The sequence below is a fragment of the Pseudomonas sp. FW300-N1A1 genome, assembly GCF_058789115.1.
Genome location: NZ_JBYTBK010000011.1, coordinates 110,855 through 136,482, shown reverse-complemented (window position 1 = coordinate 136,482; position 25,628 = coordinate 110,855). Strand labels below are relative to the sequence as shown.

Annotated in this window: 22 protein-coding genes; 13 read left to right on the top strand and 9 right to left on the bottom strand. The window is 62.9% G+C overall.

The features are described 5' to 3' along the window. Positions 1-287: hypothetical protein (locus tag AC3WQN_RS10870; protein WP_492606940.1), on the top strand; the 287-nt coding region annotated here is incomplete at its 5' end. A 70-nt stretch (positions 288-357) separates the two neighbouring features. Here AC3WQN_RS10870 and AC3WQN_RS10865 read toward each other — a convergent pair. The 4 genes from AC3WQN_RS10865 to AC3WQN_RS10850 form a co-directional block, all read right to left on the bottom strand. Further along, positions 358-732, bottom strand: a complete 375-nt coding sequence (locus tag AC3WQN_RS10865; protein ID WP_103399287.1) for a putative zinc-binding protein — start codon at positions 730-732, stop codon at positions 358-360. A gap of 83 nt (positions 733-815) precedes the next feature. Further along, positions 816-1,493, bottom strand: a complete 678-nt coding sequence (locus AC3WQN_RS10860; protein ID WP_103399286.1) for a Crp/Fnr family transcriptional regulator — start codon at positions 1,491-1,493, stop codon at positions 816-818. Positions 1,494-1,579: 86 nt separating this feature from the next. After that, positions 1,580-2,227 carry a two-component system response regulator NarL gene (narL, locus tag AC3WQN_RS10855; RefSeq protein WP_095082486.1) on the bottom strand — a complete coding sequence of 216 codons (648 nt, stop codon included), beginning with the start codon at positions 2,225-2,227 and terminating at the stop codon, positions 1,580-1,582. Further along, positions 2,224-4,026, bottom strand: coding sequence for a HAMP domain-containing protein (locus AC3WQN_RS10850; RefSeq protein ID WP_103399285.1), 1,803 nt, complete (start codon positions 4,024-4,026; stop codon positions 2,224-2,226). Before AC3WQN_RS10850 ends, narL begins: the two co-directional genes overlap by 4 nt. 314 nt (positions 4,027-4,340) lie before the next feature. Here AC3WQN_RS10850 and AC3WQN_RS10845 point away from each other — a divergent pair, with 314 nt between their 5' ends. The 11 genes from AC3WQN_RS10845 (at position 4,341) to AC3WQN_RS10795 (ending at position 19,512) form a co-directional block, all read left to right on the top strand. Beyond that, on the top strand, positions 4,341-5,645 hold the full coding sequence (locus AC3WQN_RS10845) for an MFS transporter (protein WP_103399284.1): 1,305 nt from the start codon (positions 4,341-4,343) through the stop codon (positions 5,643-5,645). Further along, positions 5,623-7,020 (top strand): NarK family nitrate/nitrite MFS transporter, encoded by a 1,398-nt coding sequence (locus AC3WQN_RS10840; RefSeq protein WP_095143420.1) that lies wholly within the window; start codon positions 5,623-5,625, stop codon positions 7,018-7,020. The genes AC3WQN_RS10845 and AC3WQN_RS10840 overlap by 23 nt, the downstream gene beginning before the upstream one ends. A 69-nt stretch (positions 7,021-7,089) precedes the next feature. Beyond that, positions 7,090-10,857, top strand: a complete 3,768-nt coding sequence (locus tag AC3WQN_RS10835) for a nitrate reductase subunit alpha (RefSeq protein WP_103399283.1) — start codon at positions 7,090-7,092, stop codon at positions 10,855-10,857. Positions 10,858-10,866: 9 nt separating this feature from the next. Then, positions 10,867-12,405 (top strand): nitrate reductase subunit beta, encoded by a 1,539-nt coding sequence (gene narH / locus AC3WQN_RS10830; RefSeq protein WP_095082495.1) that lies wholly within the window; start codon positions 10,867-10,869, stop codon positions 12,403-12,405. Between the two features lie 2 nt (positions 12,406-12,407). Continuing rightward, a complete protein-coding gene (gene narJ / locus AC3WQN_RS10825; RefSeq protein WP_103399282.1) occupies positions 12,408-13,163 on the top strand; it encodes a nitrate reductase molybdenum cofactor assembly chaperone in 756 nt (251 codons plus the stop codon). Further along, positions 13,156-13,836 carry a respiratory nitrate reductase subunit gamma gene (gene narI, locus AC3WQN_RS10820; RefSeq protein ID WP_103399281.1) on the top strand — a complete coding sequence of 227 codons (681 nt, stop codon included), beginning with the start codon at positions 13,156-13,158 and terminating at the stop codon, positions 13,834-13,836. Before narJ ends, narI begins: the two co-directional genes overlap by 8 nt. Before the next feature lie 10 nt (positions 13,837-13,846). Continuing rightward, positions 13,847-14,809, top strand: coding sequence for a peptidylprolyl isomerase (locus AC3WQN_RS10815; protein ID WP_103399280.1), 963 nt, complete (start codon positions 13,847-13,849; stop codon positions 14,807-14,809). Between the two features lie 22 nt (positions 14,810-14,831). Continuing rightward, positions 14,832-15,824: a GTP 3',8-cyclase MoaA gene (gene moaA / locus AC3WQN_RS10810; protein WP_095082503.1), complete on the top strand. Its 993-nt coding sequence runs from the start codon at positions 14,832-14,834 to the stop codon at positions 15,822-15,824. Between the two features lie 783 nt (positions 15,825-16,607). Then, positions 16,608-18,620, top strand: coding sequence for a ribonucleoside triphosphate reductase (locus AC3WQN_RS10805; protein ID WP_103399278.1), 2,013 nt, complete (start codon positions 16,608-16,610; stop codon positions 18,618-18,620). 32 nt (positions 18,621-18,652) lie between these two features. After that, on the top strand, positions 18,653-18,820 hold the full coding sequence (gene nrdD, locus AC3WQN_RS10800; RefSeq protein ID WP_095082507.1) for an anaerobic ribonucleoside-triphosphate reductase: 168 nt from the start codon (positions 18,653-18,655) through the stop codon (positions 18,818-18,820). Continuing rightward, positions 18,817-19,512: an anaerobic ribonucleoside-triphosphate reductase activating protein gene (locus AC3WQN_RS10795; RefSeq protein ID WP_305887881.1), complete on the top strand. Its 696-nt coding sequence runs from the start codon at positions 18,817-18,819 to the stop codon at positions 19,510-19,512. The genes nrdD and AC3WQN_RS10795 overlap by 4 nt, the downstream gene beginning before the upstream one ends. Before the next feature lie 262 nt (positions 19,513-19,774). On the opposite strand, the gene AC3WQN_RS10790 is transcribed toward AC3WQN_RS10795, so the two are convergent. The 4 genes from AC3WQN_RS10790 to AC3WQN_RS10775 are packed head-to-tail and all read right to left on the bottom strand — an operon-like array spanning position 19,775 to position 22,928. Further along, positions 19,775-21,154: a 4Fe-4S binding protein gene (locus AC3WQN_RS10790; protein ID WP_103399276.1), complete on the bottom strand. Its 1,380-nt coding sequence runs from the start codon at positions 21,152-21,154 to the stop codon at positions 19,775-19,777. Next, complete coding sequence (locus AC3WQN_RS10785) at positions 21,142-21,996, bottom strand: FTR1 family iron permease (protein ID WP_103399275.1); 855 nt, start codon at positions 21,994-21,996, stop codon at positions 21,142-21,144. Before AC3WQN_RS10785 ends, AC3WQN_RS10790 begins: the two co-directional genes overlap by 13 nt. Positions 21,997-22,018: 22 nt before the next feature. Further along, on the bottom strand, positions 22,019-22,396 hold the full coding sequence (locus tag AC3WQN_RS10780; protein WP_103399274.1) for a cupredoxin domain-containing protein: 378 nt from the start codon (positions 22,394-22,396) through the stop codon (positions 22,019-22,021). Position 22,397: 1 nt separating this feature from the next. Beyond that, positions 22,398-22,928, bottom strand: coding sequence for an iron transporter (locus AC3WQN_RS10775; protein ID WP_095143431.1), 531 nt, complete (start codon positions 22,926-22,928; stop codon positions 22,398-22,400). 225 nt (positions 22,929-23,153) lie between these two features. Between AC3WQN_RS10775 and AC3WQN_RS10770 the strand changes: the two genes are divergently transcribed. After that, complete coding sequence (locus AC3WQN_RS10770) at positions 23,154-23,369, top strand: DUF3079 domain-containing protein (protein WP_095148371.1); 216 nt, start codon at positions 23,154-23,156, stop codon at positions 23,367-23,369. A gap of 13 nt (positions 23,370-23,382) precedes the next feature. Here AC3WQN_RS10770 and AC3WQN_RS10765 read toward each other — a convergent pair whose 3' ends face one another. Further along, entirely contained in the window at positions 23,383-25,593 is a 2,211-nt protein-coding gene (locus AC3WQN_RS10765) for an LTA synthase family protein (RefSeq protein WP_103399273.1), read from the bottom strand. Positions 25,594-25,628: the final 35 nt, after the last annotated feature.

The window sequence follows — 25,628 nt, the reverse complement described above, 5'->3', positions numbered from 1 at the left end:
CCAGCGCGAGCAAGCTCGCTCGCCACAGGGCTGTGTTCGGCATCCAGGGTTTTGCGATGACCGTCGACAGCCTCGCTGCGAAGTACACCTTCCACGCCAGCGTGAGCGCGGCCTTCGTGGCGAGGGAGCTTGCTCCCGCTGGGCTGCGCAGCGGCCCTGACCAGGTGATTGTGGTTTACCAGAAAGATCTCGGTTACCGGTTTTGGGGCTGCTATGCAGCCCAGCGCGAGCAAGCCACGGGGCTAGTGTTCGGCATCCCGGCTCCTTGGCGAGAGCGGGCTGTGTGATAAAGGCAGTTGCCTCCATTGGATTTGTTTTTCCCGGCAGGCCGTTTTAGCAGGCTCCAATCTGTGGGCTTCAATACTGCCGGGCATCACTGGCAATCAACCCTTTGATCTCTTCAAACAACTCATCACACTCCACCCCCGTGCAATCCTCTCCATAGCGCTTGCGCAGCCCGTAATGGCTGAGAATCAGGTGCACATCGGCGTGCAGGCCATGTTGCTTCAAGCAGTTCTCGACGCATTGCAGGGGGCAGCCGTCCAGCGCCAGGATCCGGTGTGCGGAACGTGCCTTGTTGACCAGGGCGCTGACATGCCCGCCGACTCCGGCGATGCAGGACATTTCGGCAAGCCCTTGGCGATCCAGGCGTACAGCCAGGGTGTTGGCCAGTTGGGCAACGTTGGAACAGCCTGAGCAGGCGTAAACCAGAGGCAGGGTGGATGGGGGCATGAAGGCTCTCCGCTGATGGACCCTGCCAGTGTGCAAGGCTGTGCGCCGGGCGCCTTGATGATGGTCAAGTCGGCCCGCGCGCGTCAGAGGTGGTGGGTGGCCAGCAGGTCCTGTGCAAGGATGCGGATGGTGCGCCGCTCCATGGCGATCAGGCCGCTCTCCACCAGGCGATGCAATATCCGCGAGAAGGTTTCCGGCTGGATGCCCAGCTTCGAGGCCACCAGGCGTTTGGACACTTGCAACACGACTTGGCCGTTGTCCGGGTCGTGCTCCTGCAACAGAAAATTGATCACTCGCCGGCTGGCGTTGCTCAGGGTCAAGGTGTCGATGTCCTTGAGGCGCTGATGCAGGTGAATGCTCATGCTCGCCAGGATCGCCAGGCAGACTTTCGGCTGGTCTTCCAGGGCATTGCGGTAATGGTTGCCCTCGATGCTCACCAGCACGCTGTCCTTCAGCGCCGTGGCGCTCACCGGGTAATAGCGGGTCTGGCTGAACAGCAGGGCCTCGGCAAAAGTCTGTCCGGGCTGGACGATTTCCACCAGGTTTTCCTGGCCGTCGCCGGTGATCCGGTACAGCTTGACCTGACCGCTGACCAGCAGGAAAAAACGCTTGGCCGGGTCCCCTTGGTGCATGAGCGTGCTGTGACAACTCAGGCGCTTGAGCGTGGCCAGGCCACAGACCTCCTCGAAGACCTTGTCCGGCAGTTGCTTGAACAGGTGATGACGACGCAAGACTGAAACGGTGGATGGGTGGGTCAGCATGGCGTACCTCCGCTACCGGCCATGGTAGAACGCGCGGCCGTCATGGCCTATGCCTCTGCCGGCCTACCTCCAAAGGGGCATGGCCCTCAGCCGGCGTTGCGCAGATGCTCCATGGCCCACACGGCCGCCTCGACGCGCGAGCGCAGCCCCAGTTTGTGCAGCAGGTTCTTCACATGGACCTTGACCGTGCCTTCGGTGATGCCCAGCTTGTGGCCGATCACCTTGTTGCTGAAGCCGCTGGCAATGGTCTTGAGTACCTGGCGCTCGCGCTCCGTCAGCTCGACCTCGGCCTGGCGTGGAGGCGAGCGCAGCGCCTGGGCCATGACCCGGGTCAGGCCCGGGCTGATCACCAAGGCGCCGTTCAAGGCATCGCGGATGTACTGAATCAGCAGCTCGGGCTCCATGTCCTTGAGCAGATAGCCATCGGCATCCAGGCGCAACGCGTCGCGAATGTCGTCTTCGGCATCGGACACCGTGAACAGCAGCACCTTGGCGTTGCAGTTCATGGCCCGCAAGCGCCGCAGGGTTTCGATGCCATTCATTTGCGGCATGTTGTTGTCGAGCAGCACCAGGTCAGGTTGCAGGGGCTCGATCATGGCCAGGGCTTCCTCGCCGTGGCCGGCTTCGCCGACGATCTGGAAATCATCTTCAAGTTCGAGCATCTGACGGATGCCGCGACGCATCATCGGATGGTCGTCTACCAGCAGGATTCGGTATTGCGGGGACGGGTTCATGTGACGCTACCTTCTGTGGGTTGTCCGAGAAACTCCGGTCGGAATTCCATCTGGACGAGGGTGCCCTGGGGCTCCCGGGACACTATCTGCAACTGGCCACGCAAGCTGCGGGCACGTTCGTTCATGATGTTCAGGCCGTGGTGCTCGCGCAGGTCGTAGCTACCGCTGAAGCCCCGACCATCGTCCTCGATCGACAGTCGCACATGCTCGCCGTCCTGGCGCAGTTGCAACCAGGCATTGTGCGCGTGGGCATGGCGCAGGCAATTGGAGAGCGCCTCGCGGGTGATCTGCAGGATGTGGATCTGCTCGCTGGCCGACAGTTCGAAGGCCAGGCTGTCGACATGCAGGTGCACCTGGAACTCTCCCCGGCGGGAAAACTCCTGGGCCGTGTCCTTGAGTTCCGGGACCAGGCCGGCGTCGTGAATCTGCAGGCGAAAGGTGGTCAGCAGTTCGCGTAACTGGCGGTACGCATTGTTCAGCCCTTCGCGCAGTTCGGCGGTGACGGTTTCCAGGGTCTCGACCGGTTCGCCCCGGCGCATCAGGGTTTGCATGCGGCTGACTTGCAGCTTCATGTACGACAGCGCCTGTGCCAGCGAGTCGTGCAGCTCGCGGGCGATGATGGTGCGCTCTTCGAGCAACAACAGGCGATGATCCTGTTCCCGTTGCCGCTTGAGCGAGAGCGAGGTGCCGATCAGGTTGGCCAGGGCCTGGATCAGTTGGGTTTCCCAGGCTTGTGGTGCGTGTCCATCGATGAAGTGGGCCTTGAGCTCGCCCAGTTCGCTGCCCTGGTTGCTGATGCTGAGGGTGATCGGGTGGGGCTGCTGGTGCTTCTGGCAGGTGGCGCAATTGCTGCTGGCGCAGACCTCGCGGTTGCGCGCGCCATGCAGGGCGAGCAATTGCTGGGCAGGGGCCTGCAACTGGCCTTGCAGGCACAGCGACAGGCGCAGCCCGGGCAGGCGCTTCTGGAAGCGCCGGATCAGTTCATCCAGGCCCTCGGCGTTGGCCAGGCGTGTCGCCAGGCTGCGGCTGCTTTGATACAGCAGCTCCAGGGCGGCATTGGCCTGTTGCAGGTTCAGGGTCTTTTGCAGGACCTGGGTCTCCAGGGTGCGGTGCGACTCTTCGATGGTTTCGGCCATGGCGTTGAAGCTCATGGCCAACTGTCCCAGCTCATCCGGGGACCGGTAGTTGACCCGGGCCTTGAAGTCGCCCCGGCGAAAGCGCTGGGTTGCCTCCACCAACTCCTCCAGCGGAGTGACCACGCTGTACTGCAGTTCGTACAGGCCAATCAGCAGGATGATCATGGTGGTGAACAGGGCGACGCCCTGGATCACCTGCTGCCAGGTTTGCTTGTGCTCGCTCTGGCGCTGCAACAGGCTGACGAAGCGGTTCAGCTGCTCAACGAAGGGCAGGGCGCCGGCCTGAAACGTTGCCCCGTCACCACGGATCAGGGCCGGATGCAGTGCCTCGTTCCAGTCTTGCTGGATCTGTTGGTAGCTGCGTTGCAGGTCAGGATTGGCACCGTCTTCCAGCACGGCCTTGAGTGACGGGCTGTCGAGGCGCTGTTGCAGGCTCTGGGCAATCCGGGTGAGTTCTTCGGCGTTGGCCCCCGAGGCCAGCTTCCAGCTCAGGTGATAGGTCTCCATGCGCACCGAGCCTGCGGTGTTGATGGCCGCCGCGTCGCCCTGGCTGAACCAGGCGATCAGGCCGGCGCTCAGGGAGCTGGCGAGGGCGAGCACGGCAATCAGGATCACCGCCAGCCCGGCGCGCGCGGGCAGGGAGCTGCGCAACCAGCGGATCATGGGCGCGGGCCTTGGGCAAACACAGGAAAACCGGCCATGCAGAACTCCAGGGGGTGACGGGCGATGGTGTTGCCGCCGATCCCTGGCGCACTACCTCTAAAGAGTTGTCGACCGCTCGATGTCAGCAATGGCCTTGAGGCGAAACGGCAAGATGCTGATAAACAAAGGGTTTACAGGTTTTTTCGGACTACCTCCTTGGAGGTAGGCAGCACAAGCATAGGCCTGCGGGCCCCGGTGCTTCGTTGATCCTGATCAAGTTTTTGCGGGGTTGGCCTCTCTAGTCTGCCGCCATGGCTAATTGACTGGAGAGCGAGATGACCCAACCGCGTGTACGACAGGGCCTGGTGCTGGGCATGAGTACGCTGGCCTTCACCGTGTGCTTCATGGTGTGGATGATGTTTGCCGTGCTCGGTGTACCGATCAAGGAGTTGCTCCAGCTCAACGAAACCCAGTTCGGCCTGCTGGCCGCCACCCCGGTCCTGACCGGCTCGCTGGCACGCTTGCCGCTGGGGCTTTTGACCGACCGCTTTGGCGGACGCAGCGTGTTTTTCCTGCTGATGCTGTCCTGCGTGTTGCCGCTGTACCTGATCAGCCATGCCACGGCCTACTGGCAGTTTTTGGTCCTGGGCCTGTTCGTCGGCCTGGCCGGGGGTTCGTTTTCGGTCGGCATCGCCTACGTTGCCAAGTGGTTCGACCAGGACAACCAGGGCTTTGCCATGGGCATCTTCGGTGCGGGTAACGCCGGGGCCGCGGTGACCAAGTTTCTCGCTCCGGCGTTGATTGCCGCCGGCAGTTGGCAGCTGGTGCCAAAGGTCTTCAGCGCGATTCTGTTCATCACCGCGCTACTGTTCTGGTTTCTCAGTGCCGACAACAAACAGCATCGCAGTGCCTCGGGCGCCAGTTTGCGTGAGCAACTGGGCGCGCTGAAAGACCCGGCGGTGTGGCGCTATTGCCAGTACTACTCGATCGTTTTCGGTGGCTACGTGGCCCTGGCGTTGTGGATGACCCGGTACTACGTGCAGGAATACGGTTTCAGCCTGCAAAGCGCCGCGCTGCTGGCCGCCTGCTTTTCCTTGCCGGGCGGGGTGCTGCGTGCGGTCGGTGGCTGGATGTCGGATCGCTGGGGCGCGCAGAGCGTGACCTGGTGGGTACTGTGGGTGAGCTGGATCTGCCTGTTCCTGCTGTCCTATCCGCAGACCCAGTTGCAAGTGCAAACCGTCAACGGCCCGCTGGATTTCCACATCGGCCTCAACCCTGCGCTGTTCACCGTGCTGCTGTTCGTCATGGGCATCGCCTTCGCGTTCGGCAAGGCCTCGGTTTTCAAATACATCGCCAACGACTACCCGAAAAACATGGGCGCGGTGTCCGGCATCGTCGGCCTGGCCGGTGGCCTGGGCGGCTTTGTCCTGCCGATTCTGTTCGGTGCGCTGGTGGACCTGACCGGCGTGCGCTCCTCCTGCTTCATGTTGTTGTACGGCGTGGTCTGGGTCTCCCTGGCCTGGATGTACCTCAGCGAAATACGCCAACGCCCACTGCTCGGCAAGCCAGCACTGGCGGCCGCGCCCCGGATTTCCAGCATTGCCCAAGGAGACAACCATGTCCGTTCTGCAAAAGCCTGACAAGGGGCCGGTCATTCATGACTGGCGCCCGGAAGACCCCGAGTTCTGGGGGCGTAGCGGTAAACAGACGGCGACGCGCAACCTGTGGATTTCCATCCCTGCGCTGCTGCTGGCGTTTGCCGTGTGGATGGTCTGGAGCACGGTGATCGTGCGCCTGAACGCCATCGGCTTCAGTTTCACTACTGACCAGCTGTTCTGGCTGGCGGCGTTGCCGGGGCTGTCCGGTGCGACCCTGCGGGTGTTCTATTCGTTCATGGTGCCGATCTTCGGCGGCCGCCGCTGGACCGCCCTGAGCACCGCTTCGTTGCTGCTGCCAGCGTTGTGGATGGGCTTCGCCGTGCAGGACCCGAGCACGTCCTACAGCGTGTTTGTGTGGATTGCCCTGCTGTGTGGTTTCGGCGGCGGCAACTTCGCCTCGAGCATGTCCAACATCAGCTTTTTCTACCCCAAGTCCCAGCAAGGCACGGCCCTGGGCCTGAACGCCGGCCTGGGTAACCTGGGGGTCTCGGTCATGCAGTTCTGTGTGCCGCTGGTGATCACCTTCGGCGTGTTCGGCTTCCTCGGCGGCCAACCGCAGACACTCGAAGACGGCAGCCAGCTGTGGTTGCAGAACGCCGGGTTCATCTGGGTGCCCTTCATCGTTGTCGTGACCGTGCTGGCCTGGTTCTGCATGAATGACCTGTCCAGCGCCAGGGCCTCGTTCAGCGAGCAGGCGGTGATCTTCAAGCGCAAGCACAACTGGCTGATGTGCTGGTTGTACCTGGCCACCTTCGGTTCGTTCATCGGTTTTTCCGCGGCCTTTCCGCTACTGATCAAGACCGCCTTTCCCGAGGTCGTCGCCCTGAAATTTGCCTTCCTCGGCCCGCTGGTAGGCGCCCTGGTGCGGCCATTGGGCGGCTGGCTGGCGGACCGGCTCGGCGGTGCGAGGGTCACGTTGTGGAACTTCGTGCTGATGATCGTGATGGTGTTCGGGGTCCTTCATTTCCTGCCGCAGAACGGCACGGGCGGCAACTTCTACGGGTTCCTCGGCATGTTCATGCTGCTGTTCATCACCACCGGCGTGGGCAACGGCTCCACGTTCCGCATGATCCCGGTGATCTTCCGCACCCTGCATGAGAAAGCCGCGGCCGGCAAGGCGCCAGCGATCCGCGAGCAAGCCTTGAAAAATGCAGGCAAGGAGTCGGCCGCCGTCCTGGGGTTCAGCTCGGCCATGGGCGCCTTCGGTGCGTTCTTCATTCCCAAATCCTTTGGCACGTCGATGGCCCAGACCGGTGGCCCGGAGATGGCCTTCTACATGTTCGTCGGCTTCTACCTGAGTTGCATTGTGGTGACCTGGTGGTGGTACGCCCGTAAAGGTGCGGCGACGCCCTGCTGACATGAACCGAATCCAAACCTTGCATGGGCGGGGCATAGAACCCCGCAGCAAGCCTGAGAGGAAAGCACCATGAGTCATTTGCTGGATCAACTGCGGTATTTCAATCGCAAGCAAGGCGAGTTCTCCGATGGCCACGGGGAGACCCGCAAGGAGTCCCGCGACTGGGAGAATGTCTACCGCTCGCGCTGGCAGTACGACAAGATCGTGCGCTCCACCCACGGGGTGAACTGCACCGGTTCCTGCTCGTGGAAGATCTACGTGAAGAACGGCCTGATCACCTGGGAAACCCAGCAGACCGATTACCCGCGCACCCGCAACGACCTGCCCAACCATGAGCCGCGCGGCTGTCCACGGGGGGCCAGTTACAGCTGGTACATCTACAGTGCCAACCGGCTCAAGTACCCGAAAATCCGCAAGCCACTGCTCAAGTTATGGCGCGAGGCGCGCCAGACCCTGGCGCCGGTGGAAGCTTGGGCCAGCATTGTCGAGAACAAGGCCAAGGCCGACTCCTACAAGAGCAAGCGCGGCATGGGCGGCTTCATCCGTTCCAACTGGGAGGAAGTCAACGAGATCATTGCCGCGGCCAACGTCTACACCGTCAAGCAATACGGGCCTGACCGGGTGGTGGGCTTCTCGCCGATTCCGGCCATGTCGATGGTCAGCTATGCCGCGGGGGCCCGTTACCTGTCGCTGATCGGCGGCGCCTGCCTGAGCTTCTACGACTGGTACTGCGACTTGCCGCCGGCCTCGCCGATGGTCTGGGGCGAGCAGACCGACGTGCCGGAATCGGCCGACTGGTACAACTCCAACTACATCATTGCCTGGGGCTCCAACGTTCCGCAGACCCGTACCCCCGACGCGCACTTCTTCACCGAAGTCCGCTACAAGGGCACCAAGACCGTGGCCATCACCCCCGACTACTCGGAAGTGGCCAAGCTCACCGACCTGTGGCTCAACCCCAAGCAGGGCACCGACGCGGCGCTGGCCCAGGCGTTCAACCATGTGATCTTCAAAGAGTTCCACCTGGACAAACCGAGCGCCTATTTCACCGACTACGCCAAACGCTTCACCGACCTGCCGGTGCTGGTGCTGCTCAAGCCGATGCTCGGCGTGGCACCTGGCGCCGGTTATCAACCGGATCGCTTCCTGCGGGCCTCGGACCTGACCGACAACCTCGGCCAGGAAAATAACCCGGAATGGAAAACCATCGCCCTCGACGCGAGCGGCGAACTGGTCTCGCCGCTCGGCTCGATCGGTTATCGCTGGGGCGAGCAGGGCAAGTGGAACATCCAGGCTCGAGAAGGCGGCGAGGGCCGCGAGATCGACCTGACCCTGAGCCTGATCGGCGGCGAAGTCACGGAAGTGGCGTTTCCGTATTTCGCCGGTGAATCCCAGGAGTACTTCCAGCACGTCGCCGGCGACGCCGTGCAGTATCGCCGTGTGCCGGTGCGCAGCCTGACCCTGGCCGATGGCAGCCAGGCCAAGGTCGCCACCGTGTTCGACCTGTCGGCGGCCAACCTGGCCATCGATCGCGGCCTGGGCGGTGCCAACGTGGCCAAGGACTACAACGACGCCACTGTGCCCGGCACCCCGGCCTGGCAGGAGCAGATCACCGGCGTCAGCCGCGAGAAGGCGATCCAGATCGCCCGTGAGTTTGCCGACAACGCCGACAAGACCCGTGGCCGTTCGATGATTATCGTCGGCGCGGCGATGAACCACTGGTACCACATGGACATGAACTACCGCGGGCTGATCAACATGCTCATGCTCTGCGGTTGCGTCGGCCAGACCGGTGGTGGCTGGGCGCACTACGTGGGCCAGGAAAAACTCCGTCCGCAATGCGGCTGGCTGCCCCTGGCATTCGGCCTGGACTGGAGCCGTCCGCCACGGCAGATGAACGGCACCAGCTTCTTCTATGCCCACAGTTCCCAGTGGCGCCACGAGAAGATGAGCATGCACGACGTGCTCTCGCCGCTGGCGGACAAGAGCCAGTTTCCCGAGCATGCGCTGGACTACAACATCCGCGCCGAACGCGCGGGCTGGTTGCCGAGCGCGCCACAGTTGAACACCAACCCGCTGCATATTTGCCGTGACGCTGCTGCGGCCGGCATGGCGCCCAAAGACTACGTGGTCAAGTCGTTGCACGAAGGTTCGTTGCGTTTTTCCTGCGAACAGCCCGACAGCCCGGTCAACTTCCCGCGCAACATGTTCATCTGGCGCTCCAACCTGCTGGGGTCTTCGGGCAAGGGCCATGAGTACATGCTCAAGTACTTGCTGGGCACCAAGAACGGGGTGATGAACGAAGACATCGGCAAGGTTGGCGACTGTAAACCGACCGAAGCCGAATGGGTGGACGAGGGCGCCATCGGCAAGCTCGACCTGGTCACCACCCTGGATTTCCGCATGTCCTCGACCTGCGTCTATTCCGACATCGTGTTGCCGACGGCCACGTGGTACGAAAAAGACGACATGAACACCTCGGACATGCACCCTTTCATCCACCCGTTGTCGGCAGCCATCGACCCGGCCTGGGAATCGCGTTCCGACTGGGAAATCTACAAGGGCATCGCCAAGGCGTTTTCCAGCATGGCGGTCGGTCACCTGGGCGTTGAGCAGGATCTGGTCACCGTGCCGTTGATGCATGACAGCGTCGGCGAACTGGCCCAGCCCTTTGGCGGCACCGACTGGAAAAGCGCCGGCGTAGCGCCGCAACCGGGCAAGAACGCACCGAACCTGCAGGTGGTGGAGCGCGACTACCCGAACATCTACAAGCAGTTCACCTCCCTGGGGCCTTTGCTGGAGAAGCATGGCAACGGCGGCAAGGGCATCAACTGGAACACCGAGGAGGAAGTGAAATTCCTTGGTGAGCTCAATTACCGCGAAGGCGAGGCGGGGATCAGCCAGGGGCGGCCGAAGATCGACACGGCCATTGATGCCGCCGAGGTGATTCTGTCCCTGGCCCCGGAAACCAACGGCCATGTTGCCGTCAAGGCCTGGGCCGCGCTGTCGGAGTTCACCGGTATCGACCACAGCCACCTGGCCCTGTCCAAGGCCCATGAGGCGATTCGTTTCCGCGATATCCAGGCGCAGCCGCGCAAGATCATTTCCAGCCCGACCTGGTCAGGCCTGGAAGACGATCACGTCAGCTATAACGCCGGCTACACCAACGTTCATGAAGCGATTCCATGGCGCACCATCACCGGTCGCCAGCAGTTCTACCAGGATCACCCGTGGATGCAGGCCTTTGGTGAGCAGTTGATGAGTTACCGGCCGCCGGTCAACACCCGGACCATCGAAGGGGTGAAGGGCAAGCGCAGCAACGGCGAAACCGAAATCGTCCTGAACTGGATCACTCCGCACCAGAAATGGGGCATCCACAGTACCTACAGCGACAACCTGCTGATGCTCACGCTGAGCCGTGGCGGACCGATTGTCTGGCTCTCGGAAATCGACGCCAAGCGTGCCGGTATCGAGGACAACGACTGGATCGAATGCTTCAACGTCAACGGTGCCCTGACGGCGCGGGCGGTGGTCAGCCAGCGGGTCAAGGAAGGCATGGTGATGATGTACCACGCCCAGGAACGGATCGTGAACGTGCCAGGTGCCGAAACCACCAAGACCCGTGGCGGCCATCACAACTCGGTCACCCGGGTGGTGCTCAAGCCGACCCACATGATCGGCGGCTATGCCCAGCAAGCCTACGGTTTCAACTATTACGGCACGGTCGGTTGCAACCGCGACGAGTTCGTCGTGGTGCGCAAGATGGCCAAGGTCGATTGGCTCGATGGTTCGACTGGCGATGACCTGCCGCGCCCCCTGCCGACCGAGATGGATTGAGGAGTTGTCATGAAGATTCGTTCACAAATCGGCATGGTGCTGAACCTGGACAAGTGCATCGGGTGCCACACCTGTTCGATCACCTGCAAAAACGTCTGGACCAGCCGTGAAGGCATGGAATACGCCTGGTTCAACAACGTCGAAAGCAAACCCGGGATCGGTTACCCGAAAGAGTGGGAAAACCAGGACAAGTGGAAGGGCGGCTGGGTTCGCCACGCCAACGGTTCGATCAACCCGCGCATCGGCGGCAAGTTCCGGGTGTTGGCGAACATTTTCGCCAACCCGGACCTGCCGAGCCTCGACGACTACTACGAACCCTTTGACTTCGATTATCAGCACCTGCACACCGCGCCGCTGGGCGAGCACCAGCCCACTGCGCGCCCGCGTTCGCTGGTCTCCGGCAAGCGCATGGAGAAAATCGAATGGGGTCCGAACTGGGAGGAAATCCTCGGCACCGAGTTTGCCAAGCGGCGCAAGGACAAGAACTTCGACAAGATCCAGGCGGACATTTACGGCGAGTACGAAAACACTTTCATGATGTATTTGCCGCGCCTGTGCGAGCACTGCCTGAACCCGGCGTGCGCGGCGTCCTGCCCGAGCGGGGCGATCTACAAGCGTGAGGAAGACGGGATTGTCCTGATCGACCAGGAGAAGTGCCGCGGCTGGCGGATGTGCATCAGTGGCTGCCCGTACAAGAAAATCTATTTCAACTGGAAAAGCGGCAAGTCCGAGAAGTGCATTTTCTGCTACCCGCGTATCGAAGCCGGGATGCCGACGGTGTGCGCCGAAACCTGTGTCGGGCGCATTCGCTACCTCGGTGTGCTGCTGTATGACGCCGACCGCATCAGCGAAGTGGCGAGCACTGCCAATGAGCAAGACCTGTACGAGAAGCAGCTTGAGATCTTCCTCGACCCCAACGATCCGGCGGTGATTCGCCAGGCGCTGGAAGACGGTGTACCGCAGTCGGTGATCGACTCGGCGCAACGCTCGCCGGTCTACAAAATGGCCGTGGACTGGAAGCTCGCGCTGCCGTTGCACCCGGAATACCGCACCCTGCCGATGGTCTGGTACGTACCGCCGCTGTCGCCGATCCAGAACGCGGCCGCCGCCGGCACCGTGGGCATGAACGGGGTCATCCCGGATGTCGATAGCCTGCGCATTCCCCTGCGTTACCTGGCCAACCTGCTGACCGCCGGCGACGAGAAACCGGTCAAGCGTGCCCTCAAGCGCCTGCTGGCGATGCGCGCCTACAAGCGCTCCGAACAGGTGGACGGGGTCCAGGACCTGCAAGTGCTCAAGGATGTCGGACTGAGCGTGAGCCAGGTCGAGGAGATGTACCGCTACCTGGCGATCGCCAACTATGAAGACCGTTTCGTGGTGCCCAGCGCTCACCGTGAGGAGGCCATGAGCGACGCGTTCGCCGAGCGTTCCGGCTGCGGCTTCAGTTTTGGCAGCGGCTGCAGCGGCAGCTCCGACACCAATATGTTCGGGGCGAAGAAGGCCAACCGCCGCGACATCCTGAAAACCGTGCAGTTGTGGGAGGACTGAGCATGCGCATTCTCAAAGTGATTTCACTGTTGCTCGATTACCCGACCGACACCCTGATAGCGGCTCGGGACGAACTGGAGCAGGCAATCATCCAGTCCCGGGAAATCAGCCCCCGGCAGCGCGGTGCGCTGTTCGAGTTGCTGGAGCTGATCTGCGGCAACGACCTGATGGATGGGCAGGAGCACTACGGTGCCTTGTTCGGTCGCGGTCGCTCGCTGTCGCTGCTGTTGTTCGAGCATGTGCATGGCGAGTCCCGTGACCGTGGTCAGGCGATGGTCGACATGATGGCGCAGTACGAGGCCGCCGGTTTTGCCATCGGCGTCAAGGAGCTGCCGGACTATATCCCGCTGTACCTGGAGTTCCTGTCCACCCGCGAAGACCTCGAGGCCCGCGAAGGGCTGGCCGATGTTTCGCACTTGCTGGCCTTGTTGGCGGCACGTCTGGAGGAGCGCGAGAGCGCCTATGCCAGCTGCTTCCGGGCGCTGTTGCAGATTGCCGGTGCCGAGCCGCAGGAGGCGGTGGCGCAATTGCGCGCGCAGGTCGCCGCCGAATCCAGGGACGATTCGCTGGAGGCCCTGGACAAGGTCTGGGAAGAAGAGGCGGTGGACTTCCTCCAGGCCGAGCAGCAGGACCGTTGTGGCGCGCAGCCGAGTGCGCCGGGCAAGGCCCGGGAAGAAAGCGCGGTACCGCTGCACTGGGTCGATTTTCAGCATGAAGGCGTGGCCAGCGTGCCCGCCGCGGAGGTGGGCAATGTCTAAGTGGAACCTGTTGTTGTTCGGGGTGTATCCCTATGTCGCGCTGGCGATCTGTGTGCTGGGCAGTTGGGCTCGCTTCGATCTCTCGCAGTACACCTGGAAGGCTGGCTCCAGCCAGATGCTCAACAATCGCGGGATGCGCGTGGCGAGCAATCTGTTCCATGTCGGCGTGCTGTTCGTGCTGGCCGGCCACTTCGTCGGCCTGCTGACCCCGGCGTCGGTCTATCACCATGTGATCAGCACCGAGCACAAGCAATTGCTGGCGATGGTCTCCGGGGGCTTTTTCGGCCTGTTGTGCCTGATCGGCCTGCTGATGCTGGTGAACCGGCGCCTGAGCGACCCGCGCGTGCGCGCCACCTCCAGCACCTCGGACATCCTGGTGCTGCTGGTGCTGCTGGCGCAGTTGGTGCTCGGCCTGCTGACGATTGTGGCGTCCACCGAACACATGGACGGCTCGGTGATGGTGCTGCTCGCCGACTGGGCGCAGAACACCGTGCTCCTGCGGCCGGTGGAGGCAGCGGCGGCGATGGCGCCGGTCGGCCTGATCTACAAGTTGCACGTGTTGCTCGGCTTGACCCTGTTCGTGCTGTTCCCGTTCACCCGTCTGGTGCACATCGTCAGCGCACCGGTCTGGTACCTGGGACGGCGCTATCAAATCGTTCGGCAGAAAATCTGAGGAGGCAATCATGTCAGGTGGATGTGGATGTGGCGGCGGTAAAGGCGGCAGCGGCGGGTGTGGTTCTTCCCGCACCCCGGAACCGGTAATGCCCGATATCGTAGAGGGTGGGGCGGTGATGTTTGAACCGCCACACCAAGAACCCGCGCAGGCTGACGAAGCCCCCGCACAACTGATCGCCAGCAGTGAGCAGGAGTGGCCGATCATCAGCGTCAATCAGGTGCCGATCACCCCGGAAGCGATGGCTCGGGAGCTGCAATATCATCCGGCGCCCAGCCGTGAGGAGGCGGTGTACCAGGCGGCCAGGGCGCTGGTGATCCGCGAACTGTTGCAGCAGCGCATCGCCGAGCTTGGCCTGTCGCTGCAACTGGGCGCCGGCGAAAACGAAGAGGAGGCCGCCACGCGCTTGCTGCTCGAGCGCGAGGTGCAGGTGCCCGAGTGTGACGAGGCCACCTGTGAGCGTTACTACGACAGCAACCGCGCGCGCTTTCACAGTGCGCCGTTGCTGGCGGTGCGGCACATTCTGCTCGAATGTGCCCCGGACGATGCCGAGGCGCGCAGCCTGGCGCACGTTCAGGCCGAGATCCTGGTGCAACGCCTGGAGGAATTCCCCGGCAGCTTCGCCGAGCTCGCACAAAAGTACTCGGCCTGCCCGTCGAAGGCCCAGGGCGGTTCGCTGGGGCAGATCAGCAAAGGCCAGACTGTGCCGGAACTGGAGCGGCAGTTGTTCACCCTGGCGCCGGGGCTGGCCAGCAAGCCGCTGGAAAGCCGGTTTGGCTGGCATGTGGTCAGTGTCGACCAGCGGATCGAAGGCAAGGCGTTGCCCTATGAAGTGGTGTTGACGGCGATTCGCACCCAGTTGCAACAGGGTGTCTGGCAAAAGGCGCTGGTGCAGTACCTGCAAACCCTGATTGGCGCCGCGGATATTCGTGGCATCCATCTACAGGGCGCCGACTCACCGCTGGTGCAGTAACCACGAGGCCAAGGGGAATGTGATGAGCACGCTGATGCAGGATGGATATGGACGGCAGATCGACTACCTGCGGATGTCGGTGACGGACCGTTGTGATTTTCGCTGTGTGTACTGCATGGCCAAGAACATGACGTTTCTGCCGCGCCAGCAGGTGCTCACCCTGGAGGAGTTGCAGCGCCTGGCGACGCTGTTCGTCGGCCTGGGTGTGCGCAAGATCCGCCTGACGGGGGGCGAGCCATTGATTCGCCCCGGCATTGTCGACCTCTGCCGTCACATCGCCGCCTTGCCGGGCTTGCGCGAACTGGTGATGACCAGCAATGGCTCACAACTGCAACGCCTGGCCCGGCCGCTGGTAGAGGCCGGGGTCAAGCGGATGAACATCAGCCTCGATAGCCTGGACCCAGAGAAGTTTCTCGCGATCACCCGCAACGGCAATCTCGATCAGGTCCTGGGCGGCATCGAAGCGGCGCGGGGGGCGGGGTTCGAGCGGATCAAGCTCAACTGCGTGGTGATGAAAGGGCGCAACTTCGATGAAGTGCTGGCGCTGGTGCAATACGCCATCGACCAGCGCATCGATATCAGTTTCATCGAGGAAATGCCCTTGGGCGATGTCGGCCGTGCCCGGGGCGAGTCGTTCTGTTCCAGCGACGAGGTCCGGGCGCTGATCGCCAGTCGCCATCCGTTGCTCGACAGCACCGAAAACAGCGGTGGCCCTGCACGCTATGTGCGCCTGGCGCAGCATCCCGAGACCCGGATCGGTTTCATTTCGCCCAACAGCCACAACTTCTGTGGCAGCTGCAACCGGGTGCGAATGACCGTTGAAGGGCGGCTGCTGCTCTGCCTGGGACAGGAGGATGCCCTGGACCTGCGCGGCTTGCTGCGTCGTTACCCGCTGGACGACCAGCCCCTGATCAACGCCGTGCAACAGGCATTGCGGCACAAGCCGTTGCGCCACGACTTCAATCCCGAAGGGACCGTGCAACTGGTGCGATTCATGAACATGAGCGGGGGGTGAACCGATCCGTTAAGCAATGAATGCGTTGAACACACAACCTGTGGCGAGGGCGTGCAGTCAAGGAGCGTGGGCGTCGTACACAGGCCTCGTGGCGAGCGAGCTTGCTCGCGCTGGGCTGCACCGCAGCCCCAAAACCAGTCAGTGGGTTTTGACTGAATGACCGCAATGGTTCGGTCAGGGTCGCTGCGCAACCCAGCGGGAGCAAGCTCCCTCGCCACGGAGAGGGTGTGCAGTCAAGGAGTGGGTTGTCGTACGCAGGCCTCGTGGCGAGCGAGCTTGCTCGCGCTGGGCTGCACCGCAGCCCCAAGGCCAGTCACCGGGTTGTACCTGAAAGACTGCGATGGTCTGCTCAGGGTCGCTACGCAACCCAGCGGGAGCAAGCTCCCTCGCCACAGAGAGGGCATGCAGTCAAGGAGCGGGGGGTGTCGTACGCAGGCCTCGTGGCGAGCGAGCTTGCTCGCGCTGGGCTGCACCGCAGCCCCAAAACCAGTCTGTGGTTTTTGACTGAATGACCGCAATGGTTCGGTCAGGGTCGCTACGCAACCCAGCGGGAGCAAGCGCCCTCGCCACGGAGAGGGCCATGCAGTCAAGGAGTGGGGGGCGTACGCAAGCCACAGGGTTTTCATCGCCGATTCAATGGTTTTTTACGATCGCCTCCGGGCGATTTTTTTTGCCGGTAAATCTTGATGTCGGTCAATTGCAGGCGCGTCCTTTGTCCGTAGCCTGCACTGCATATTGTGGTTTCAAGTTAAATAAAACCTATATGTAGTGTCTGGAGTTCCAATGCATAGCACGCTGATCAGTGTAGGACGCAACCGGCTGCACAAACGCGATGGCAGTCTGGTTGCCTTCGATGCGGATAAGATTCGCCAGGCGTTGATCGCTGCGGGCAAGGCCACCGGCGAGTACACCGAGGTCGAAGTCGAAGGGTTGCTCGAGGCGGTACTGGCCCAGCTCGAAGGGCATGCGCGACTGCATGTCGAGCAGATTCAGGACCGGGTCGAACGGGTATTGATGGACGCCGGGTTTTTCTTCGCCATGCGCGCCTACATCGTCTATCGCGAGCAGCACGGACGCTTGCGCCGCGACCGCAAGACCATGGTCGAGGTAGCGACCTCGATGAACGAGTACCTGGACCGAGAAGACTGGCGGGTGCAGGCCAACGCCAACCAGGGCTATTCCCTGGGCGGGCTGGTGCTCAACGTGTCGGGCAAGGTCACTGCCAATTACTGGCTGGACGAGGTGTACAGCGAGGCCATCGGCCGGGCCCATCGCGAGGCGGATCTGCACGTGCACGACCTCGACATGCTGGCCGGCTACTGTGCGGGTTGGTCGTTGCGCACGCTGTTGCACGAAGGGCTCAATGGCGTACCCGGACGGGTCGAAGCCGGTCCGCCGAAGCACTTGAGCAGTGCCCTGGGGCAGATGGTGAACTTCCTTGGCACCCTGCAAAACGAATGGGCCGGGGCCCAGGCATTCAGTTCGTTCGACACCTACCTGGCGCCCTACGTGCGCCAGGACCAGTTGAGTTTTCAGCAGGTGCGCCAGGCGATCCAGGAGTTCATCTACAACCTCAACGTGCCATCGCGCTGGGGCACCCAGACGCCCTTTACCAATCTGACCTTCGACTGGGTGTGCCCAGAGGATTTGCGCGAGCAGATCCCGGTGATCGGCGGCGAGGAGATGCCCTTTGCCTATGGTGACCTGCAGGTGGAAATGGACCTGCTCAACCGTGCCTACATCGAGGTGATGCAGGCCGGCGATGCCAAGGGGCGGGTGTTCACCTTTCCGATCCCGACCTACAACATCACCCACGATTTTCCCTGGGACAGCGAGAACGCTGACCGACTGTTCGAGATGACCGCCCGTTACGGCCTGCCGTATTTCCAGAACTTCCTCAATTCGGACATGCAGCCCAACCAGGTGCGTTCGATGTGTTGTCGGTTGCAACTGGATGTCCGCGAGTTGCTCAAGCGCGGAGGCGGCCTGTTCGGCTCGGCCGAGCAGACCGGATCGCTCGGCGTGGTGACCCTCAATTGCGCGCGCCTGGGTTACCTGTTCAAAGGCAACGCCAGCGGCCTGCTGCAACGGCTGGACGCTCTGATGGAGCTGGCGATGGAGAGCCTGGAGGTCAAGCGCAAGGTGATCCAGCACCATATGGACGCCGGTTTGTACCCTTACACCAAACGGTACCTGGGCACCCTGCGCAATCATTTCTCCACCATCGGCCTTAATGGCCTGCATGAAATGCTGCGTAACTTCAGTGGTGACGAGCAGGGCATGCACACTGAACAGGGGCGTACGTTTGCCCTGCAGTTGCTGGACCATGTGCGCGCCACCCTGGTGCGGTTCCAGGAAGAAACCGGCCATCTCTACAACCTCGAAGCGACCCCGGCCGAAGGCACCACCTACCGCTTTGCCAAGGAAGACCTCAAGCGTTACCCCGACATTCTCCAGGCCGGCAGCCGCCAGGCGCCGTACTACACCAACTCCTCGCAACTGCCGGCGGGCTTTACCGACGACCCCTTCGAAGCCCTGGAGTTGCAGGACGAGCTGCAATGCAAATACACCGGCGGCACGGTGCTGCACCTGTACATGGCCGAGCGGATTTCCTCGACCCGGGCCTGCAAGCAACTGGTGCGCAAGGCGCTCGGGCGCTTCCGCCTGCCGTACCTGACCGTGACCCCGACCTTTTCCATCTGCCCGGTCCACGGCTACCTCGATGGCGAACACGAGTTCTGCCCCAAGTGCGACGAGGCCTTGTTGCGCGAGCAGCACCCGGGCACGGCCCATTGATTTCATTTCACTCAACCGCAAGGAGCTACACCATGAATGCACTGCACACATTGCCCCAGGCCAAGCGTCAGCGTTGTGAAGTCTGGACCCGGGTGATGGGCTATCACCGCCCGGTCTCGGCATTCAACCCGGGTAAACAGTCCGAGCACCGCGAGCGGGTACATTTCACCGAATGCGCGGCATCGGCTGGGCGCCAATGAGTCGAACGCTCAGGGTCGGGGGCATGGTGCCCCTGACCACGCTCGACTATCCGGGCATGCTGGCCTGCGTGCTGTTCTGCCAGGGGTGTGCCTGGCGTTGTCGTTACTGCCATAACCCGCAGCTGATCCCGCCTCGCGGCAGTGAAGAGGTGGACTGGTGCCGGGTGCTGGCGTTCCTGCAACGCCGTGAGGACTTGCTCGATGCCGTGGTGTTCAGCGGCGGCGAGCCGACCTTGCAGGACAGCTTGCTGGCGGCCATGGATGAAGTGCGCGCGATGGGTTTTCGTATCGGCTTGCACAGCGCCGGGATCAAACCGGACGCCTTTGCCAGGGCCGTGGCCGATGCCGATTGGGTCGGCTTCGACGTCAAGGCGCTGGCCGAGGATTGCCAGGCGATCACCGGTGTCCGGGGCAGTGGCGTGGCCAACTGGCAGAGTCTGGAGCACTTGCTGGCCAGCGGTGTCGACTATGAATGTCGCACCACGGTGCATTGGCACCTGCTCGATCCTGCCCGGCTGTTGACCCTCGCCCGACGTTTGAGCGAGCGCGGGGTCAAGCGTTTTGCCGTGCAACTGGTCAGGACCGAACGGATGCTCGATCCGCGCTTGTCGAGTGTTTCATTGCAGTTTGACCAGGTTGAGCTGTGGTCGGCCCTGCGTGAGCTGTTTCCGGAATTCGTGTTGCGTGGGTAGGGCCAGACCGCTCAGCAAAGCTCGCGATGGCGGGGGCCAATGGCAGGTGAAGACAGTTATCTCCGTGGCGAGCGAGCTTGCTCGCGCTGGGTTGCGTAGCAGCCCCAAAACGGGTCGCCCGGTTTTATCTGAAAGACTGCAATCGACTGGTTGGGGCCGCTTCGCGCCCCAGCGCGAGCAAGCTCGCTCGCCACGAGGCATGTGCTCGGCATCCTCGCGCCTGACAACAGATAGGGTGAGGTGAATGGCGCTGCCTTGCGCCTCAGTTCCACCCCCAGAATTGCAACCACCAGCCATACCCCACCAGTGCGTTGGCCAGTAGCAGGCAAGCACCCGCGGCGCTACGCCGAGGCAGGGGAATGCCCTGGAGGGCCATCCGTTTCCAGCCCAGCAACAGGCTCCAGCCGATGGCGCCCAGCAACAGCCAGGCCCTGGCCGGTTGTACCCATTCCAGCAACAGCCCTTCATAGCGCAGCAACTTCACGGTGGTCGCCGACAGCCCGAGAAACAGTCCGGCAGCGCCCAGGGGGGTGAGTGTCAGGCTCAGGGGCACGTACAGCGCAGGGTCACCGGCCAGTCGGGCCGCCGCGCGCAGCAGGATCAGCAAGCCGCCACCCAGCACCAGGGCGCTGGCCGACAGGTACAGGACGATGCTCAAACCGTCGAGCCAGCTGAAACTGTCGTTGAGTGCGGGGTAGTGAGTCAGCAGCCACCAGGGCACGTTGTCCTGCAAGGGCCAGAACACCTCGTGCCCGACCAGCCATTGCGCGAGGGACTGCTTGAGGGCAATGAACCAGGGGCTGACCGTCCATTGAAACGCGCCCATGGCCAGGCCGATCACGCCGAACAGCAACAAGCGGGCGTCCCACGGCGACAGATTATCTTCTGTCGCGTGGAGGATCTCCTGGTTGCTGGACCGGGCGATCAGTTGCACGGCCTCACGTTGCCCGCTGCAACGCCCGCAGGCATGGCAGTCGCTGGCGCCCCGCAGGCGACGGATGTCCAGCAAGGGTGCGCAATTGGGAGGGGGCAGGCGGGGGCCGGCATTGTCTTTCCAGCGCTGTTCATCGACCTGGAAGTGCACCGGGGCCAGGCGCGCGAGCAGGGCGAAGACCCCACTCACCGGGCACAGGTAACGACACCAGACGCGCTTGCCCCTGGCGAACAGCAGGCCAACGCCGACCGCCACGACCGTGGAACCGCCCAGAATCAGCAGGGCGGCCTGGGCGTAGTCATACACGCTGATCAACTGCCCGTAGAGGGTGGTCAGGCAGAACGCCAGGGTCGGCCAGCCGCCCCAGCGCACCCAGCGCGGTACGCCAAGGCCTTTGCCGTAATGGCTGGCCCACTCGCTCAGTGAGCCTTCCGGGCACAGCACCCCGCACCAGAGTCGGCCGAACAGCAGCATCGACAGCAGCACGAACGGCCACCAGATACCCCAGAACAGAAACTGCGCGAGCAGGGTCAGGTTATCGAGTATCCGGGCCTGGCTGTCCGGCAGCGGCAACAGGGCCGGCAGCACCAGCAGCCCGCCATAGAACAGTACGACCAGCCACTGCACCACGCGAATCGCCGTCGCGTGGCGGCGCATGCCGTCGCCCAGGCGCTGCAACCAGCGGTTGTGCCGACTCAGCCCGGGCATGGGACGGCCCTCGGGGTGCGTTGACGCAACCAGCCGCCGACCGCCAGCCAGTAACCGCTCAGCACCAGCAGGGTCAGGCTGCTGGGCGCCGCCCGGTAACCGGTCATACCCGCCAGGAAACCACCCAGGCCATGGCTGTCATTGAGTACGGCACGGCTGTCCCACAGCGCTTCGCCGATCAGGCCATAGGCCCAGTCCGGCAAGTCCAGGGCAAGCAGTTGGCCGCTGATTCGTTCGGTGCCACTGACCAGTAGCGCCGCGCCGAGCAACAGTAGAATGACTTCGCTGGGGGCAAAGAAGCGCTGCCATGAAATGAGTCGACGGGAGCTGTGCAGCAAGCCGATGGTCAACCCCGACAGCACCAGCCCCGCACCTGCGCCGACGGCAAACAGGCCCAGCGCCGGACCTTGCAGGCGGGCCCCGGCGCCATACAGAAAGACCACGGTTTCGCTGCCTTCGCGGCTGACCGCGAGCATGGCCAGGAGCATCAAGCCAACGCCGCCCTGGCGAGCCAGCTGGCTGTCGGCCTGGCGTTGCAAATCAGTCTTGAGGCTGCGTGCGTTGCGGTGCATCCAGCCGACCATCTGCACCATCAGCAAGCTGGCCACCAGCGCCAGGGAAGCCTGGAACCATTCGTTGGCGGAACCGCTCATGGCGTCACCGGCGAACAGAATCAGCAGTGCCAGCAGGCCCGAGAGCATCAACCCCAGGAGCACACCCGCCCATAGGTAATTGACCAGCCGAGCTGCCTGGCTTTGCTGGCTGGCCCAGGCCTGGAGAATGCCGATCACCAGCAGCGCCTCGACGCTTTCGCGCCAGACGATGAACATTGATTGATTCATGGAAACTCCGTGGTTGAGCCGGTTATTTCGCGAGGATGGCGCCCTCGGGCAACTGCGGGTTGAACTCGTCGAAGAACGGGTAGTGGCCGGGCCGCAGGGGATGAATCACGACAAAGGTGGTGACGCCCGGTGACAGCACCTTCTCGACCCGTAACGGGGTGCTTTCGAATTCCGCCGGCCCCTCGCCGACGTTCTTCAGGATGATCTTGAAGCGCTGTCCGGCCGGGACTTCCAGCAGGGCGGGGGTGAAATGGCCGTCGCGCAGGCTCAGCTCGAAGCTGGGCAGTTGGGCGTGGGCCATCTGGGGTATGACCGCCCAGGCCAGTATCAGCCAGGCCAGGCGTCGGTGAACCGGGGCCAGGCGTCCCGGTGCCGGTAGCTCGGGTGGCAGGGGGGGCATTTTAGTAGCCGCCTTTTTTGCCGATCCCGGCATAGATGAACTCGTAGCGCAGTTCACACTGTTCGAACCAGGGTTCGACACCGGTTTCCTTGTCGGTATGGCGGCCCAGGGAGCCATGGCCGCCGGGCGGCAGGAGGGTGAAGGTCAGTTGGTATTTGCCGGGGCCCTGCAGCTTCACGTTGTCGCCATAATGAGGGCCGTCGTTGGCGACCATGGCGTGAAAAATCCCTTTGACCGGTGGCTCGCTGCCGGATTTCTGCAGGCTGAAGGCGACGTTCAGGTAGGGCACGAAACTGCCTTCCTGAAAGCCCTGGCGATTGTCCGCCGTGGCGCGGATATCGGCCTCCAGGTGGATATCGGAGTCGGCCGTGGCGCGCATCATGCCCGCAGGCGCCATCTCGATCGGTTGCAAGTACACCGCGCCGACTTCCAGCCCCGGACACAACTGGGGTTCTCCGATCGGGTATTCCTTGGCGTGTGCCAGTGGCGCGAACAGCAGCAGGGCGAGTGACAGCGAGAGGGGAGTACGCATGATGGCTTCCTGGGGGCTGACGAGTAGGAGCCCGAGTCTAGGAAGTATTACTGAGAATAATAATGATTATGGTCAATTTTCGCAGCGATCAACCGGACGGTGCCAGTCCCTGCAGGCAAGCGTGTCATCGAAGGGGGGGATTGGCCGGAATTGACCTGCATCAAGGGCATTGTCGTCCCGGCGCGGTAGGTTGAACGCCTACCCATCGATCATCCGGGGATCGACATGGCCAAGACCTTTCCCATCAGTCCCAAACATCCTGAGCGCATTTGCTGGGGCTGCGACCGCTACTGTGCCGCCAGTGCCCTGGCGTGCGGCAATGGTGCCGACCGGACGATGCATCCGGCCGAGATGATCGGCGACGATTGGTACCTGCATGGCGACTGGGGCATCGAGCCGCCTGTCGTCACCGACAAGACGGTGGACGAAGGGCGCTCCTGAGCGGGTCAGTGCGCTAGCTGGAATGGGCGATTTCTTCGTCCACCGCCTCATCCTGCGGTTGCGCTTGCCCCGGCTCTTCGGTGATCACCGTGAAGTCACTGACCTCGACCGCGCCCAGCCCATAGCCCAGCAGATGGAAGGAGAACGCCTTGCGCGACTCCGGGTTATCGAAGCTGAAATCCATCTCCAGCGGTTGGTCGGCGGTGACCATCATTTCTTCCGGCAAGCCCAGTGGCACATCCTGTTCCAGTTCCTTGGCCTTGAGCAGGATGTACGCCGTCTGCTGCGGGTCGACCGCGCGCACGGTCAGGCGCACGCGGGTCTGTGAGCCCTTGGGCATTTCCAGATACTGCGCGCCGATCAGGTTGTCCGCCCAGTCGTCCTTGATTTGCGCTTGCAGCGGGATGATCGCCGGGCTGCCGAACTGGTAGTGCTGGTTCAGGGCCGTGCGCAGCAGGGTGCGATCCAGGGCCTCGGCCCGGGCGGTGATTTGCCGTGCCCGCAGGCCGCCATATTGCCCGCCATACACCGCTCGATCGGCAATGAAGCCCTCGCTGGTGTAATAGCGGCACCGCTGCTGGAAGTCGCATTCGGTGAACGTGCCCTGGCCATCGTGATAGCGCAGGTTGCCGTTGGTGTACGACATGATCTCGCGGCCGGTTTCATAGTCTCGGAACAGCGAGCGGCCGCTCAGACTCGGCGGTACCGGCAGGGCGAAGTAGTCGAGGACCGAGGTGCTCAGGTCGACATGGCCGTACACCCCGGGATTGATGTTGGGCAGTTGCGCCTGCTCGGGTGCCAGGGTCAGGTTGAAGCCCCAGGAGGAGGCCAGGCGCACACCATCGATGCCGTGGGACTCGTCGGAGGTGATCATCACCAGGGTGTCTTGCAGAACGCCTTGCTGTTCCAGGCCACTGAGGAAGTTGCCCAAGGCATCGTCCAGATAGGCAACGGCCGCTTGCTTGGGTGTGTCGTAGCGCTGCAGGTAGTCTTCAGGCGCCGAGTACGGCTGGTGAGTGCCGACGGTCAACAGGGTGAGCATCCAGGGTTGCTGCTGCGTCTTGAGCTGGCCGACATAGTCCAGTGCCCCTTCGAAGAAGGCCTTGTCATCCTTGCCCCAAGGGAAGTCCAGGTACGACGCATTGGTGAACCAGTCCAGGCCCAGGGTGGTGTCGAAGCCGATGTGCGGCATGATCTTGTCTTTGGCCATGAAGCGCAGGCCGGCACCCTGGAGGTAGTGGGTGGCAAAGCCGTGCTTGCGTAGCTGGGCCGGCAGGCATGCCTGGTTACGCTCGCTCTGGGTCAGCATCTCGACGCCCTTGGGCGTGCCATTGTCCAGTTTGTCGTAGTCGCCACAGAGCATGGCGTACAGGCCGCGGATGGTCTGGTGGCTGTGCAGCACGTAGTCCGGTGTGTTCATGCCACGCTCGGCCCAGTGGCTGAGGTTGGGCATGAGGTTTTCTTGATAGCTGCTGTGCAGGGCCTGGCGGTTGGCCTGGACATAGGCGCCGGGAATGCCTTCCAGCGCGATGATCAAAACGTTGCGCGCGCGGCCGGGTTCGGCAAGGATTTTCTGCCCGTTCAAGTCCAGTTGGGTGAGCCCGGCCATCTGCGGAGCCGTCTCGACAACATCGCCCTCAAGCCATTCTTCCGTGCGCATCTGCACCTCGCCCACGCCGGCGGCCAGCAACTGGTGGGGCAGGTTGAACAGGCGCCATTGATCGGCATCGGAGGGTGCCAGGTTCTGTACGCCCCAGTGCCCGAGCAACAGCAGCAATGGTACTGCCCAGGCCTTTCGCGGTAGCGCTGGCCGGGGCGTCGAGCGGCCGGCCCACTGGGTGATCAGCCAGGCCACCAGACCCAGCCCGAGGGCCGCGGCCAGCCAGGGTTGGGCAAAACTGCCACTGGTGGACTTTTCCACGAACTGTGGATCGATCAGGTAGTTGAGATCGCCGGCATTGGGCAGTCGCCCGACGGCGCTGACCAGTTCGGCGGTGGCCACGGACATCAGGCCCCAGACCAGCAACACCGGGAGCGCCAGCCACCAGGCACGGCGATGCAGGAGCACTACCAGCAGGCTGCCGATGGCGAGGTCGGACAGGTAGCCGAGTGGATTGAACCAACCCAGTGCGGTGCGCAGGCACAGGGGGACGATCAGCACCAGGGTGATGAGGGCACTGAGGCGGGCGTGGGGGGGCTGTAACCAATGGCGAAAAAGATTCACAAAAAATACTTCCAGACACGAATTCTTCACATAAG